At 56.2% G+C, this 15823-nt stretch carries 15 protein-coding genes; 14 read left to right on the forward strand and 1 reads right to left on the reverse strand.

Annotated elements, in window-relative coordinates; all coding sequences use genetic code 11:
• The first annotated feature begins 60 nt into the window (after positions 1-60).
• The 5 genes from ACZ46I_RS09605 (at position 61) to ACZ46I_RS09625 (ending at position 6343) form a co-directional block, all read left to right on the forward strand.
• Positions 61-3054 carry a PAS domain S-box protein gene (locus ACZ46I_RS09605; protein ID WP_226507627.1) on the forward strand — a complete coding sequence of 998 codons (2994 nt, stop codon included), beginning with the start codon at positions 61-63 and terminating at the stop codon, positions 3052-3054.
• A gap of 138 nt (positions 3055-3192) precedes the next feature.
• Positions 3193-3567 carry a response regulator transcription factor gene (locus ACZ46I_RS09610; RefSeq protein ID WP_013506154.1) on the forward strand — a complete coding sequence of 125 codons (375 nt, stop codon included), beginning with the start codon at positions 3193-3195 and terminating at the stop codon, positions 3565-3567.
• Positions 3564-5351 carry a PAS domain S-box protein gene (locus ACZ46I_RS09615; protein WP_464280650.1) on the forward strand — a complete coding sequence of 596 codons (1788 nt, stop codon included), beginning with the start codon at positions 3564-3566 and terminating at the stop codon, positions 5349-5351. The genes ACZ46I_RS09610 and ACZ46I_RS09615 overlap by 4 nt, the downstream gene beginning before the upstream one ends.
• Before the next feature lie 78 nt (positions 5352-5429).
• The gene (locus ACZ46I_RS09620) at positions 5430-5885 is read left to right on the forward strand and encodes an HIT domain-containing protein (protein WP_013506152.1); all 456 of its coding nucleotides are present in this window, start codon (positions 5430-5432) and stop codon (positions 5883-5885) included.
• The gene (locus ACZ46I_RS09625) at positions 5885-6343 is read left to right on the forward strand and encodes an EVE domain-containing protein (RefSeq protein ID WP_013506151.1); all 459 of its coding nucleotides are present in this window, start codon (positions 5885-5887) and stop codon (positions 6341-6343) included. The genes ACZ46I_RS09620 and ACZ46I_RS09625 overlap by 1 nt, the downstream gene beginning before the upstream one ends.
• A gap of 81 nt (positions 6344-6424) precedes the next feature.
• Here the strand turns inward: ACZ46I_RS09625 and map are convergent, their stop codons facing one another.
• Complete coding sequence (map, locus tag ACZ46I_RS09630) at positions 6425-7204, reverse strand: type I methionyl aminopeptidase (RefSeq protein ID WP_226507623.1); 780 nt, start codon at positions 7202-7204, stop codon at positions 6425-6427.
• A gap of 95 nt (positions 7205-7299) precedes the next feature.
• Between map and ACZ46I_RS09635 the strand changes: the two genes are divergently transcribed.
• From ACZ46I_RS09635 to pyrE, 9 genes are read left to right on the forward strand one after another with little or no spacing between them, the layout of a single operon-like run.
• Positions 7300-10053, forward strand: a complete 2754-nt coding sequence (locus tag ACZ46I_RS09635) for a tetratricopeptide repeat protein (protein WP_464280651.1) — start codon at positions 7300-7302, stop codon at positions 10051-10053.
• Positions 10050-10649 (forward strand): MotA/TolQ/ExbB proton channel family protein, encoded by a 600-nt coding sequence (locus tag ACZ46I_RS09640; RefSeq protein WP_013506148.1) that lies wholly within the window; start codon positions 10050-10052, stop codon positions 10647-10649. The genes ACZ46I_RS09635 and ACZ46I_RS09640 overlap by 4 nt, the downstream gene beginning before the upstream one ends.
• Complete coding sequence (locus tag ACZ46I_RS09645; protein ID WP_013506147.1) at positions 10646-11035, forward strand: ExbD/TolR family protein; 390 nt, start codon at positions 10646-10648, stop codon at positions 11033-11035. Before ACZ46I_RS09640 ends, ACZ46I_RS09645 begins: the two co-directional genes overlap by 4 nt.
• 50 nt (positions 11036-11085) lie before the next feature.
• The gene (locus ACZ46I_RS09650; protein WP_464280652.1) at positions 11086-11835 is read left to right on the forward strand and encodes an energy transducer TonB; all 750 of its coding nucleotides are present in this window, start codon (positions 11086-11088) and stop codon (positions 11833-11835) included.
• 49 nt (positions 11836-11884) lie between these two features.
• Positions 11885-12634, forward strand: a complete 750-nt coding sequence (locus tag ACZ46I_RS09655; RefSeq protein WP_464281852.1) for a pseudouridine synthase — start codon at positions 11885-11887, stop codon at positions 12632-12634.
• Positions 12631-13530 carry a dihydroorotate dehydrogenase gene (locus ACZ46I_RS09660; RefSeq protein WP_464280653.1) on the forward strand — a complete coding sequence of 300 codons (900 nt, stop codon included), beginning with the start codon at positions 12631-12633 and terminating at the stop codon, positions 13528-13530. The genes ACZ46I_RS09655 and ACZ46I_RS09660 overlap by 4 nt, the downstream gene beginning before the upstream one ends.
• On the forward strand, positions 13527-14912 hold the full coding sequence (locus ACZ46I_RS09665; protein ID WP_013506143.1) for a phosphohexomutase domain-containing protein: 1386 nt from the start codon (positions 13527-13529) through the stop codon (positions 14910-14912). The genes ACZ46I_RS09660 and ACZ46I_RS09665 overlap by 4 nt, the downstream gene beginning before the upstream one ends.
• Positions 14913-14916: 4 nt before the next feature.
• Positions 14917-15219: an FtsB family cell division protein gene (locus tag ACZ46I_RS09670; protein ID WP_013506142.1), complete on the forward strand. Its 303-nt coding sequence runs from the start codon at positions 14917-14919 to the stop codon at positions 15217-15219.
• Entirely contained in the window at positions 15206-15793 is a 588-nt protein-coding gene (gene pyrE / locus ACZ46I_RS09675) for an orotate phosphoribosyltransferase (RefSeq protein WP_013506141.1), read from the forward strand. Before ACZ46I_RS09670 ends, pyrE begins: the two co-directional genes overlap by 14 nt.
• The last annotated feature ends 30 nt before the right edge of the window (positions 15794-15823 follow it).

The raw sequence follows: 15823 nt of genomic DNA on the forward strand, positions 1-15823 counted from the left end.
TCTGTCCGTTTAGTCTCGAGATGTCAACGCCTGCGCCACTGCACACGGCAACTCATCGCAATGCTTCTTGTCCTGGGGCTCGTCACGCACGCCTTTTCCCTGGAAGTTGTTAACCTTCAGCTGCGTTGGTATCATCAGTTTCAGTTTGCTGGATACTACGCGGCAGAGCAGATGGGCTATTACACTGACGCCGGACTTGATGTGCGCATTCACGCTGCTTCACCCGGACTGAATGCCACACGGCAGGTTCTGGAGGGCAAGGCAGATTTCGGTGTCGACAACAGCGGTGTCCTGTACGCCCGCATGCAGGGCATGCCCACCGTGGTGCTGGCGGCCCTCTTTCAGCACTCCCCTTCAGTACTCCTCACCAGGGCGCAGAGCCATATCCTTTCCCCTCACCAGCTCGCCGGCAGAAAGGTCATGATCACCGATCCCCTTGCCGAAGCGGATCTCCTTGCCATGATAATCCGGGAGGGGGTTCCCCTTGAGAAGGTTGAGATCATCACCAGTTCGTTCAACCTTGGCGACCTCGTCAGTGGCCAGGTCGACGCGTATCACGCCTATCTCACCAACGAGCCGTTTTCTCTGGGGCAGCGGGGCGTCGACTATCATGTGCTCAACCCGCGCACCTATGGAGTGGATTTCTACTCGGATTTTCTCTTCACTTCCGAAGAGATGCTGCGGCAACGTCCCGATACTGTGGAGCGCTTCCGCAATGCTTCCCTGCGGGGCTGGAAGTATGCCATGGCCAATCCCGATCAGGTGATTGATTGGCTGCAGCAGGTGTATGGCGTGGAGAAGACACGGGAGCACCTTGCATTTGAAGCCGAGGCCATGCGCGCGCTGATCATGCCGGAGTTGATCCCCATAGGCCACATCAATCCCGGTCGTATTCAGTATATGGCTCAGACCTTTGTAGAAGCCGGCCTTTCCGATGGCGAGTTTGACCTGGATGGCTTTCTCTTTACTGGGCCAAATCTCCTGGCAGAGCGCATGGAGCGTTACCGTCAGCAGTTCGCGCTCATGTGGGGGATTATCGGGTTGCTGCTGTTGCTGGCGACGGCGCTGGTGCTGCTGCTGCGCCGAATGAAACTGATCACGCAGCGCCTGGAAAGGAGCGAAGAACAGTATCGCCTGCTGGCGGAAAACGCCACTGACGTGATCTGGGTGATGGATATGCAGGGAAAGTTCACCTATATCAGTCCTTCGGTATTCCAGCTTCGCGGTTATACTCCAGACGAGGTCATGGCTCAGAGTTTTGACGAGGTGGTCTGTGCGGGATCCCGTGAAGTGGTGCTGCGTGGTCTGATGCTCGCCAATGAGCTGGCGGCCAGTGGCCAGGAGCGTCACCCGGTTTATGAGTATGTGGAACAGCCGTGTCGTGATGGTTCCACGGTCTGGACCGAAGTGCTTGCCCACCTCATGTACGATGCCAACGCGAAGGCTGTGGGCATTCTGGGGGTCTCCCGTGACATAACGCAACGTAAACGCACTGAGGACAACCTGCGTAAGCTCTCCCTGGCGGTGGAACAGGCGCCGGTTTCCATTATCATTACCAATGCTGTCGGGCAGATTGAATATGTGAATCCGAAATTTGAAGAGGTGACGGGTTTCAGTGCCAGTGACGTTCTCGGCAGAAATCCGCGTATTCTCCAGTCACAGTCACACCCCGACACGTTCTATCGTCAGATGTGGCAGACCATTGCCAGTGGCAGTCAGTGGAGTGGTGAAATACGCAATCGGCGCAAAAACGGAGAGCTGTACTGGGAACAGGCGACCATATCCTCCATCCGCGATGCTAAAGGTGCCATTACGCATTATGTGGGGATCAAGGAAGATATCACCATTCGCAAGGCCCACGAGCAGATGCAGCAGAATTTCCGTCAGGAGCTGGCTCTCCAGGTTGAGGTGGAAGTGGCGCGCAATCTGGAGAGTCAGAAGCAGTTTCAGGTACTGTTTGAGCAGAACCCTGAAGGCATTCTGATTCTCAATGACGACGGTGCCTTCGTGAAGTGTAATCCAGCGGCTGCGCGGATGCTGGAGTATGAACCCGACGAAATGATCGGAACGCTTATCTGGTCCTTGCAAAGTGTACGTGCTCCATTGAGCCCTCTCCAGGCTGCTGGCCTGGCGCGGCCTGTACATGCTGCCGAACCCGCCCGGTTTGAATGGCTGCTGGTCGCCCGCAGTGGCCGGGAAGTGCTCGTGGACGTGCAGATGGTTCCTTTTCATTACGATGGAAAGCCACAGCTGCTCTGCATCTGGCGCGATATTACTGAACTCAAACAGCTGCAGCAGGAGCGAGACCTGCAGCAGGCCATTGTTGTCCAGCAGGCCAAGATGGCTGAACTGGGCAGTATGATGGGTGCCATTGTCCACCAGTGGCATCAGCCCCTCAACAACGTATCACTGCTGATTCAGGATATGCAGGATCGCTATCACAGTGACGAACTTGATGCCGATATCCTGGATGAAACAGTGGAGAGAATTCTGAAACAGTTCCAGTTCATGAGCCGCACGCTGGATGATTTTCGTAATTTCTTCAAGCCATCAAGGCAAGTGGAGTCCTTTTCCATTGTGCAGTGTGTCGAAGAGGTGGTGGATCTCATGAAACCACAGCTGCAAAAGCAGGGGCTGCGTGTTGAGATCGGTGGTGACAGGGGCGTGAAGGTCATGGGATATGCCAGCGAATTTAAACAGGTCATTCTCAACCTTCTGTCAAATGCCCGTGATGCCCATGGTGTCCATGGAACCAATGACCCCTATGTGAACATTCAGCTGGAATGGTCACGGGGGAAGCCCGTCCTCCTTTTCAGCGATAATGCCGGAGGTATTCACCCTGATCTTTTGCCGGAAAAACTTTTCCAGCCCTTTACTTCCACCAGGGGTGAGCATGGCACCGGGATTGGTCTTTCCCTGAGTCGTCTGATCATGAAAAAGATGGGTGGAACGCTTCGTGTCACCAGCAATGCGCCGGGGGCCTGTTTTCGGATAGAATTTCCAGAAGAGGGTGGCGTGGTTACTGAAGGCTTCCCGGAAACGGAGCATGGATGAACTTTGCTGCTGGGCAGTTTCCGGGGCATTGTGATACTATTCGAGGCAGAGCCAGAATGGCAAATTCATCCGATGCAGTTAATACAGCGCAAGGCACCTGTTTCAGGGTGCGCCTGTGAGAATACCCAGGAGAAAAGGATGACGCCTGAAGAACAGCTGAAAACCAAAACCGTATTGATCGTAGAAGACGACCCCATGACTCGCAGCAGTCTCGCGCGCCTGATAAAGTACCGCGTGAAAAAGGTCTATGAGGCCGTTCATGGTCAGGATGGCCTTGATGTGTGCGAGCAGTTGGGGCCGGATATCGTCCTGACTGATCTGGAGATGCCTGTCATGAGTGGTATGGAGATGGTGTCACACCTGAAGCAGCTGCACCCTGATCTGCCGGTTATCGTGGTCACGGCTTTTGCCGACGAAGATCACCTGGTTCCTGAGGCCGACTTCTTTCTCGTGAAGCCTCTGCTGAAAACACAGCTTATTGATGCTCTGCAGTCTGCTGCCACAAGACCATGAAGCTTCTCATTGTGTTTTTCATAGTGGCGCTCTGGTTCCCCGCACAGGCCACTGAGACTGAGGAGACGCCTACCTTCGGTTATGAGATGTTTCAGCGCCACGGGGCCATTATGCTGCTCATTGATCCGGTGAGCGGAGCGATTCTCGACGCCAATCAGGCGGCGGAAGATTTCTATGGCTACACTTCAGAAGAGCTGCGCAGCTTTCACATTCAGGATCTCAATATGCTCAGTTCTGTCGAAGTGGAGTCGGAACGGCAAGCCGCTGCCGCAGAAGAGCGAAATTTCTTTGTCTTTCCCCACCGCCTCGCCAGCGGCGAAGTCCGCACTGTTGAGGTTTACTCCTGGCCCGTTGAACACAGTGGCCGGATAGTACTTTTTTCTATAATACAGGATATCACCGAAGAGTTGCAGGCCCGTGAGGAGCTGCATATGTATCAGCAGCATCTGGAACAGACCGTTGAACAGCGGACCTCTGAGCTGCGCACGCGCACTGGCTGGTTTGTGACTGCCCTTTCCGGTGCCTTGCTGGTGCAGTTCATCATCATCTTTGCCCTGCTCAAAGTCATCGTGAGCCGCAAAAAGTTAATGGAAGAGCTGCGCCAGAGTCAGGAATATAATCGGGTGCTCTTCCGCCACTCGCGCATTCCGCTGATTGTCATGGATGCGGAAGACTTTCATTATACCGATTGTAATGACGCAGCGGTTGCGATCTATGGAATGTCAAATCGCCAGGAGTTGCTTGGTTCCACGCCAGCCGATGTCTCGGCGGCAACCCAGGAGGATGGAAGTGACTCAGCAACGCTGGCGGTGGAAAAAATTCAACATGCTCTGAAAGAAGGGAATGCTCGATTTGAATGGTGGCATCAGCGTGCCGATGGCAACCAGTGGCTTGCCGATGTCCACTTGATGCGTTTTGAGCATGCGGGCAGGAGAATGCTGCAGTTCAGCCTCATTGATATCACCGAACGTAAACAGGCGCAGCAGGAGCTTCAGGCAACCCTGGCCAGCCTGCAGCAGCAGATCGACGATGCCGTTACCCGCTCGCGACAGCAGGATCGCATAATTTATGAGCAGAGCCGCCGTCAGTCGATGTCCCGTCTGCTGTTGAATCTGGCCCATCAGTGGCGCCAGCCTTTGAATGTGGCCGGTTTGCTGATTCAGGAGATTGAGGAGTGCTTCCTGGCTGAGGATGTTGACCATAAACACATACGCCAGTCGATTGCTCAGGCCATGGAGCAGCTTGTTGACCTTTCAGGCACCATCTCCAGCCTGACGCATCTCTACGAAACCCAGGGCGAGGTGGTTGCGGTACATCTTGCCGCGACATTCCGTCAGAGTCTGGGGTACCTGACCCAGGAACAGCGTGGTATGCTGTGCCTGGAACAGGATATCTGCCCGCACATCACCCTGCAGGCGGTGCAGAGCGATGTGGTTGAGATATTTGTCGAGCTGCTTGCCAATGCCATCTCCATTGCCCGTGCTCGCAAACGCAGTCAGGTGGCGGTGGCAATGACAGTGGTTACCACTGATGACGGTGCTGTCCAGATCGTCTGTCGTGATAATGCCGGCGGTATTGACCAGGAGATCCTGCCCATGCTCTTTGTTCCCTATACCACCAGCCAGTTCAGAAAGCGTGACAAGGGCATGGGCCTGTACTACCTCAGGCGCATGGTGGAGGATAGTTACTGCGGGTCGCTTGAAGCGGAAAATCGTGGTCAGGGGGCCTGTTTTATCGTCCGGCTCTATGACCATATTTCACGGGAGGGGGAGTCTTGTCCATGAAAGGTACAGGAGATTTGACCAGCTGTCATTCCCTATGGATATTGGGATTCGCAGCTTCTGCAGGCAGGGGCAGTGGCTATGAGTAGCGTACCATCAACAGCCTTCAGGCTGCACCCCCAATTGCATGAAGATACCATTCATCTTGGGGATTTTCCCCTGTGCCAGCTGTTGCTTCTGAAGAATGCCACCCTGCCCTGGTACATTCTGGTGCCCATGCTGCCCGGATTGCGGGAAATTCACGACTTGAGCCGCGCTCATCAGCACCAGCTCGTAGATGAATCCTCACAGCTTGCCATGCTCATGCAGCAACTTCATTCACCGTCGAAACTCAATATTGCCGCCCTGGGGAATATGGTTCCTCAGCTTCACCTTCACCATATCGCCCGTTATGAGAGCGATCCCGCCTGGCCTGGCCCGGTATGGGGAAATCTTCCCGCTGCAGCCTATGATGAGGCGGCGCTGGAGCAGCTCGTTGAGAGGTTGCACGCCCATATGCCTGCGTTTTTTACCTTTGCCCGGCCATGGGAGCGATAATGGCTTTCTGGTTAGTAAAAACAGAACCTCACGTATTTGCAATTCAAGATTTTCTGCGGATGCCGGACAGGGTCAGTGGATGGGATGGTGTACGCAACTATCAGGCCCGCAATAACCTGCGGGCCATGTCGCTGGGGGATGAGGTTTTTCTCTATCACTCCAATGTAAAGGAGCGCGGCATTGTCGGTCTGGCAACGGTAGTGCGCGAAGCCTATCCCGATGAAACGGCCCTTGACCCTGGCTCTGCCTCTTTTGATCCGCGCAGTGACCGTGCGAATCCCCGCTGGTACCAGGTGGACCTGCAGCTGGTGGAGATCTTTCCCCGGGTGCTTGAGCTGGGTTTCCTGAAGACGGTACCGGAACTGGCTTCCATGGTGCTGTTGAGCAAAGCGGGGCAACGGCTTTCTGTTCAGCCGGTTACCGGTGAGGAATTTCGGATTATCAGGGGTTTGGGTTGACAGGCTGCTGAAAAAGTCTCATCAGCGGCGCTTCGCGTGTTTTTCAATTGCCTGTCTGTCCTGAGGTGTTTCAGCAAGCGGTTAATGGGCGTGACTGAGAACCTTTGCCCGTCCATCGACGACGGCTATGGTGTGTTCAAACTGTGCAGACAGTGCGCCATCGGCTGTTCTGGCGGTCCAGCCATCATTTTTGTCGAGCACGCTGCGCCAGTTTTTACTCTGATTGACCATGGGCTCGATGGTGAAGACCATGCCATTCTCCAGGATATGGGAGGGGCTGTTGCTGCTGTAGTGCAGCACGGCCGGTTCTTCATGGAAGGATTCGCCAATTCCGTGTCCGCAGTAATCGCGCACCACCGAATAGCCGAAGCGACGAACATATTTCTCGATGGCATCACCAATCACCGTAAAAGGCTTGCCGGCCATTACAGCCTCTATACCTTTGTCCATGGCCTTCTCGACGCGCTCCACAAAGAGGCGTACCGGATTTGGTACTTCGCCGACGCAGAAGGTGCGTGAGGTGTCGCCGTAGTAGCCGCGGTAGATGGCGGTGATGTCGACGTTGATGATATCACCATCCTTGAGAACCTCACCCGTTGAGGGGATGCCGTGACAGATGACGTTGTTGATGGAGGTGCAGACGCTTTTTGGAAAACCCTTGTAGTTCAGGGGTGCCGCTGTAGCTCCATGGTCGGCAATCATCTGCGCGCACAGCGCGTCTATGGTCTCGGTGTCAATGCCGGGTTTGATCTGCTGTTCAATGTCGCGCAGGACGGTGGCGGCTATGCGGGCGGCCTGGGAGATGCTTTCGATCTCTTCCAGTGTGTAGAGTTTCAGGCCGGTGGCTGATCGTGTGCTCATGGGAAACAGTCCTTCTTGGGGAAGTTGCAACGGCGGCTAAATTATCATACCATGAGCACTATGAAAACCTTTTGGGACTACATGGCGGGGCAAAAATGAGAAAAAGCGCGATTCTCCTGTTCATGGTATTGGGAATAGGTGTCTGGGATGCCCAGGCTGTCACCGATCTGCCGCCGGTTCAACTGGATCCCCTTCAGGTGAACGTCCTTATTAAACCAGATACGATAACCGCACCTTTGTTCAAGCCTGGTGGCGAGGCACCCCAGACGGCCCTGATGCGTCTGCAGGTGGAGGAGTATACGGAAAGTCCTGAGATGTTGCGTCGCCCCCTGGAGTATCAGGTTCTGGTGGAAAAACCCGGCGGCTGTCTGTTCACTTCGCGCTTTGGCGCTTCCGTCGCAGCGGCCATGAGTGACGATGGCAAAGTGCGAGCGGCCCGCTTTCACTATGCAGCCCAGGACTATCAACAGGCCCTTGCCACCCTTGAAGGGATCGGGGAATCCTCGCCCCATTACCCTATTTCCCTCTATTTACGCGCCCTGTCCTGGAAAGGGATCGGGGATGAGCAGCAGAGTATCGAGTTCTTCCGCCGCGCAGCACGCTCCGCCTCACCGGAAGTGGCGGCGGAATCCTCCCTGGCCCTGGCGACCCTGCTCTACAATCGTGGCGACATGGAGTACGCTTCCTTTGTCAGGCGTTACCACGAGCGCACGCCAACGCAGAATATCCAGCCGGCACCCTGGCTGTTGCAGCAGATAGCCCTCTTCGATGCAGGGGAGTTTGAAGAATCCGTGCGGGTTGCCCGCAATCTCGAAGGGACGCCCTTCTCGGCCCACTCCCTCTACTTCAGGGGCCATGCCTACGAGCAGCTGCGCGAGCACGAGAAGGCCGTTGAATCCTTTGAAAAGGCCTTTGAACAGGGAATGTCCCTGGCATTTACGCGGGTGCTTGAGCACTACGCCAGCCAGGAAGATGATCGTCGTGTGCTGGGCATGGCCGCGGATCGCCTTGACCTGGCTGATGATGGTGTAGCCCGCCGGGCGGTGGTCAGCGCTGCGCGGCTTGGTGATATGGAGGCAGGGCGTTTCTGGCTTGAGCGTATCGGCTCTTCCACCATGAAATCCAGCGCCGCCTACGAGGCCTATATGGTCCAGCCGGATATCCGCATGCGCGATTACTTTGCCCGTGTGCTGGTCGAGTATTCGCCCTTTGATGTGCGCAATGAGGCGTACCTCCTCCAGGCGGAACACTTTATCAATACCGGGCGCTTTGCCCAGTCCATGTTCGACTCCCTCGAGCAGATTGTCGTGGACGCCCTGAGCAGCGAAAACAAACGCGCCTTCTTCCTGTTCTCCCTGATCAACCGTACGCAGATGGAACACTTTGCCGAATCTCAGCGGGTTATAACGGCAGGGCATCAGCACTTTCGGCCAGGGGTGGATTACTATGACCTGTGGCTCTTTGAAAGTGCCAAGGCCTCGCTGTTGATTGGAAATCTTGAGCGGGCTGCCCAGCTCTATGCCGAGATCCCCTCTTCGTCGGCCTACTACACCAGTGCCCGCTTTCACCTGGCAAACCTCCATACCCAGCGTGAGCGTTATGAAGAGGCCGAGAGAATCTATCGTGACCTTCTGCGCCGCCAGTATCGTGAAGATGACGTGCGCATTTCGCTGGCGATCCTCTATAACAACTGGGGCCGCTATCAGCAGGCCCTTGATACCGTGACGGAGAGCAGTGGCGCCGCCGTGCGCCAGCGCGGACATGCTTTCCTGAAGCTTGGGCACTACCAGGAGGCCACCCGCTCCTACTTCCTGTGCCGCCAGCGTTTTGACGAGCCGTCGGCCGACTATCTGGAGTGCACCTTCTTTCAGGCACTGTCCATGTTCCATGCCCAGGATTATGACCGGACGCTCATGGTGCTGGAGCGCTTTCAGGAGCGTTTTGAAGCCGACGCCTACTACCGAGAGCGTGCCCTGCGCCTCATGGGGGACGCTCACTATAACGCCGGGCGCTATGATCGGGCGCAGCGGTACTACGCCAGGGTGTCCAGCGACAGCTTCCACAGCGGATATTTCAACAGTCTGATCATGCAGGATCGCTTCCGCGAGGTGGAAACCTATGTCAGCGAACACCAGGCTTCCATGGATCGCGCCACACTCAGCAGCGCCTATGCCTACCTCAGCCGCAAGTATGTGGAGCTGGGTGACTATCAGCGGGCCCAGAGTCATGTGGAGCGTATTGGTGACCGGGACGCCTTTGTGGGTTTTGCCCGTGTGCTGCTGGAGCGCGGTGAATATGACCTTGTGGTGCGTTTTGCCGCTCAGCATCGTGAGCAGCACCCACAGCTGCGCTACTACCTGGGTATGGCATATCTGCGCCAGGGTAACTACCGTGATGCCTACCTCTTTCTGCAGCAGATGCTTGAGAACCCCAACTATCGCGAACAGGCCCGCCATCACGCCATTGAGGCGTCCATGGCCCTGGGCACCCCCGATGTCACCCTGCTGCTGCAGCAGGCGGAGTCCACCGGCAGTACCCGCAACCTGGCGGAAGCGCTGCCGATTCTCATGGAGCAGGGCAACGCCCAGGGCGCGCAGTCTATCAGCCGTGCCCTGCTGTTCACCTATACGGCACACCGGGATCTGGCGGGCTACGCCTTTGCGTGGTCCTTTGAAAAAACCGACCCGCAGCGGGCCATTGTGGAATACCTCAAGGTGACCTATCTGCACGAAAGCTCCCCCTATGTGCAGAAAGCCTTCCAAAGGCTCCATGAACTCTATATATTGACCAATCAGCCTGAAAGGGCTCAAGCACTTGAAGAGCGAATGAACCAAGGAGTAAATCGATGATCGACACGCTTTTGCACTACTTCTCCCTCGGTGGTTACTACATCATGACCCCCATATTTCTGTTCAGCGTCCTCTCCGTTGCCATCATTCTGGAGAAGGCCATCACCCTGCGCGCCAGCGTGGTGATCAATCCGCAGCTGGTGGCAAAGGTTAAACGCTCACTGGCCTCTGGCAATATTGATGATGCTGCGAAGTTCTGTGCTGAGCATAACACTCCCATGACACGCATCATTCTGGCGGGCCTTGAGTCCGGTGGCGAGCAGGCCCGCAACCGCATTCTTGACGCGGGGAAACTGGAAGCTCTGCGCCTGGAACGTTACCTGACAACGCTTGGAACCATAGCCAATATTTCGCCGCTCTTTGGCCTGCTGGGTACGGTCAGTGGCATGATCAAGGTTTTTTTCACCATACAGCAGCAGGGGCTTGGCCACTCACAGGCCATGGCCGGTGGTATCTCCGAGGCGCTTATGACCACGGCATTCGGACTCATCGTGGCGATTCCCGCCCTGGCTGCCCACAACTACTTTGAAGCCAAGGCCCAGAACCTGGTCACCCATATGGAAAAACACGCATCGGATATCGCGGGGATGCTATGAATTTCATTCCCAAACGACCGTCCCAGCTGATTATCAATCTAACGCCCATGATTGATGTGGTGTTCCTGCTGCTGATATTCTTCATGGTGACGACGACCTTTAACCCCACGGGTGGAGTTGAGGTGAGCCTGCCCCGCGGTGAGGCGACATCCACGGTCACGACACCGCTGGAGATCACCATCACCGCCGAGGGGGAATACTTCCATGGCGGTCAGCGCAAGACCCTGCAGGAAGTAGTGGAAGTGCTGCGGGGCAACCAGTACCCCTCAATCGTTATCATGGCCGATGAGCATGTCCAGCACGGCAGGGTCGTAGCGGTGATGGATGCGGCAAAGACCCATGGTATCGAAAAAATATCCATTGCCACGGTAGTGGATGGAAACTGAGCGGGCGAGCAAGCGTCTTCGACCGCGCACTCTGTCCTGATGGATGATATATGTTACGACTGCCTTTGCTGGTCTGCCTTTCGCTGCTGATTCACGGGGTTTTCTTCGCGCTCTTTCCCCGTTATCAGTCTCAGGAAATATCTGCGCCACAACCGGTGGCGGTGGAGTTTGAACGGCGCATGCGTCACCCCGTTGCGCCGGTTCCCGTCGCGCGGGAACTTCCGCGTCGCCTTGAGTTGGCTGGCGAAAATATCGATCAGATTTCCGGGCGCACGGTGGCTCTCCCCCGAACGGAGCAACCCGATGGGCAGGTGCGCGAATTTTCGATACCGCTGGCATCGGGTGTCTTCGGGCAGCGGGAGATGCGCGACTCCTCCCTGGAACGCAATCGACGCATGTCTCGCCCCACCCCGCCAGCGGAGCTTGGCTATGTGGATGAGCATATCCAGGAACTTTTCGCCCAGCGCCGCGAGGCCCAGGTCCAGCGCGTGGTGCCAGAGGTCAGTGGCGAACAGCTGGACGAGCGCGTTCAGATTACCGGTGACCTTTCCCAACGCAAGATTACTTTTATGCCGGCCTTTCCCCGCATCAGTGTCGCCTATGCCGTAACCATGGAGATGATGCTCTTTGTGGAGCCCTCGGGTACCGTATCCCAGGTGAATGTATTGCGCCGTACCGGTAACGAGGAGCTGGATCGCCAGGGCATGGGCTACGCGCAGCGTATCCGTTTTGAGTGGCTGCCAGTTAGTCATGTGCAACGGGGGACGCTTATGATAGAATTTTCATCACAGTCGCCTTGATACGTGTGCGGCACTGGTAAGAGACTACAGACAGGAAGTATACATGCATATGCGTTTACAGAAAATTCTGGCCCAGGCCGGTGTCGCTTCACGCCGTAAAGCGGAAGAGTACATACGGCAGGGTCGGGTCATGGTCAACGGCAAGGTGGTGACAGAACTCGGCACCCAGGCCGATCCCGATGAAGACTTTGTGGCCGTTGACGGCAAACGGATTCAGATATTCCACAACCACGCCTATATCATTCTCCATAAGCCGACGGGCTATATCACTTCCCGCTCTGATGACAAGGAACGTCCTGTGGTCATGGATCTGCTGCCCAATATCCGGGAGCCACTGATTCCGGTGGGGCGCCTTGACTGGGATACCTCGGGACTGCTGCTGCTCACCAATGACGGCGACCTGGCCTATGTGCTGACGCACCCCGCCTTCCATGTTTCGAAAACCTATCTGGTGCGCCTTGACAAGCCCATGACGGCTGAGCATATGCAGGTTTTTGAGAAGGGCATTCTCCTTGAAGATGGCAAGACCAAACCCGCCCGGGTACGTCGCGTGAACACCGGCAAACAGACGGCCACGCCCAACCTCTGGTACGAAGTTACCATCACCGAAGGTCGTAACCGGCAAATCCGCAAGATGTTTGAAGCCCTGAAGTATGATGTGCGCAAGCTCAAGCGGGTCAGTCTGGGTGAAATTCTGCTGGGGGGAGTCGGCGTCGGCAAGTATCGCAGGGCTGAAGCCTGGGAGATTGAGTACTTCGAGAAGCTGAAACGAGAAAAACTTACCAGGAAGCGAAAATGAAACCACTGAAGATCGGCAACGCGACTTTTCCCAATCGTGTCATGGTGGCCAGCGGAACCTTTGGTTATGGCCTTGAGTTCAATGAGTATTTCCCCGTGGCGCGCCTGGGCGGTATCAGCGTCAAGGGCCTGAGCCTCGCGGGCAGCCAGGGGAACAGAATGCCGCGTATCGCGGAGACCTATGGCGGCATGCTCAATGCCATCGGGCTGCAGAATATCGGCGTGCGCAGCTTTGTGGAAGAGAAGCTGCCCCGTCTGCGCGAAATCGGTGCCAGCGTGATCGCCAATTTCTATGGGAATACCGTGGAAGAGTACGTGGAATGCGCCAAAGCCCTTTCTGTGGAAGGTATCCAGGCACTGGAGATGAATATCTCCTGCCCTAATGTCAAAAGCGGTGGCATTGCCTTTGGCTCCGACGTGAGCATGACGGCAGCGGTGGTGCAGGCCGTGCGTGCCGCCACCGAAAAGCCCCTGATCGTCAAGCTCAGTCCGAATGTGGCCGATATCCGCCCTTTTGCCGAGACCGCTGTGGCGGCCGGAGCCGATTCCCTGAGCCTCATCAATACCCTGATCGGCATGGCCATTGACGTGGAGACTCGCAAGCCGCGCATCGGCAATCTGACTGGCGGGCTCAGTGGCCCCGCCATCAAGCCGGTGGGAGTGCGTATGGTCTATCAGGTCTGCGGTGTCACCGATGTTCCGGTGATTGGCATGGGCGGCATCATGAACTACCGGGATGCTCTGGAGTATTTCCTGGCCGGAGCCAGCGCGGTACAGGTCGGTACGGTGAACTTCACCGATCCCTGTGCTTCCCTGAATATCCTCGAAGATCTTGAACGGTACTTTTCCGAAAACTCCATTGACCTTGACTCGTACATCGGAGGGATGGTGGTATGATCGCATTTGGCACCAGTGGCTGGAGGGGACATCTGGCCTATGACTTTACCTTTGAAGGTGTATCCTGTGTGGTGAAGGCTATCGCGGAGGTGGTGAAGAAAGACCCCAGGGGCGCCAATGGTGTCATCATCGGGCGCGACCCCCGCTTTCTGGGCGACAAGTTCGCCCGGGATACGGCCCGCATCCTCGCCGCTGAAGGCGTGACGGCGTACCTGGTCGAGCGTGATGTTCCCACCCCGGTACTGGCCCATGCGGTCATTCATAACGAACTGGCTGGCGCCATCAATTTTACGGCCAGCCACAACCCCAGTGATTATGGCGGGATTAAATTCAGCATGTCCACCGGAGGTCCGGCGCTGCCCCATGTTACCAGAGAAATAGCCGACCTGGCCAATCAGCTGCTGAACTCTGGCTGGAAGCCCCGGTTCAGTGAAGACTATCGTACCATGGACCCCTTGGAGGCCTACTTCGACTCTATCGAGCGCATCATAGACTTCAGCCTGCTGCGCAACCACAAGTACGCGGTCAATCCGCTCTACGGAACGGCGGGGGGGGTTCTGGATGCCCTGCTGGAGCGCAATGGGGTGGACTACGACATTATTAACGACTATCGGGATGCTGCTTTCGGTGGCTATCCGCCTGAGCCGGCACCGGAGTATATTCAGGATTTCATCGATTTTATCCAGCCGGAACACACCCTTGGCCTGATGTGCGATGGCGATGGCGACCGTTTCGGCATCCTGACCAATGATGGCACCGTGCTTAACCCCAATGATGTTGCCACCGTTCTGGCGTGGTACCTGATCCGGGAAAAGCAGTTCCCCGGTGGCACGGGTCGCAGCGTGGCCACCACCCATATGCTGGATCGGGTCGCGGCTCATAACGGACGGGAGTATTTCGAAACTCCGGTTGGTTTCAAGTGGCTGGGGGAACTGATTACCCAGGACAAGATCGCCCTCGGTGCAGAGGAGAGCGCGGGGCTCTCCGTCTTTGGCCATGTTCCGGAAAAGGATGGGATTATTGCCGTGCTGCTCGTGGCTGAGGCGTTGGCTTTTTACGAAAAGGATTTTTTTCGCGTTCTGGCGGATATACACGAAACCGTGGGTTCACTTACCTGCAAGCGCATCAATGTGGCTCTGGAAGGTGTTGATATGGCGCAGCTGAAAGCTCGGCTCAGCCATGACACTGAGCGTGTTGGTTCATTTTCTGTGCAGGAAGTGAATCGGGCTGATGGAATAAAATTCCTTTTTGGAGACGACCGTTGGATTCTGGTTCGACTGTCTGGAACCGAGCCTGTGGCAAGGGTTTACGCGGAATCTGGTGATGCCGTCGAAGTAGAACAGCTGTTGGAAGCTGGAAAAAACTATTTACTTGGCCAGTAGAAACATGGGAAAAAACCTGTTTGTACCCGTAACCCTCCTGTGTTTTGCCATCGGTTTCTTTCTGTCATTTCTCTTCAGTGACATGGGGTTCCTGCGTTACCAAGAGATTGTGAAGAATAAAACAGAGCTGGATACGCGCCTGCGCGACCTGGCCTATGAGATCAGCCTGGTGGAAGATCAGATCAGCCGCCTGACCGATGACAAAGAGCACCTCATTCGTCTTGCCCGCCGTGAGCTGGGTATGATGATGCCAGGTGAGCGGGTGATAAAATTACTGGATGGAGAGATGAGTTATGATGAGCAATGAACAGGTTTTGGATGTTTTCAGGGAGACCGGAGCCCTCTTGAAAGGACACTTTCTGCTCACCAGTGGCAAGCACTCCGACAGCTATCTGCAGTGCGCGCGGGTGATGCAGTATCCGAAAAAGGGCGAGCTGCTGTGCTCTGAACTGGCATCCAAGATAGAAGACGCGATCGATGTGGTGCTGGCTCCGGCACTGGGAGGTATTCGTGCCGGACATGAAGTGGCTCGGGCCCTGGGAGCGCGGTCGATCTATGCTGAGCGCGAGCACGGCAAGTTTACCCTGCGTCGCGGTTTTGTGCTGCAGCCCGGCGAGCGCGTCCTGATCGTGGAAGATGTCATTACGACTGGCGGCAGTGTCAAGGAAGTCATCAAGCTGGCTCAGGCCCATGGGGCTGAAGTGGTGCGGGCTGCGTCGCTGGTTGACCGCAGCAACGGCACGGCGCAGCTGGGCGTGCCCTATACCAGTCTGCTGGTCATGAGTGTTCCCGCCTATGCCCCCGAGGAATGCCCCATGTGCCGTGAAGGAAAGATCGACCTGGTGAAGCCTGGCAGCCGTGACCTGATTAAACAGGTCTGACCGGGCAGCAGGGGGACCTTTGATGGTGAT

The sequence above is a fragment of the Desulfurispirillum alkaliphilum genome (genome assembly GCF_055378285.1).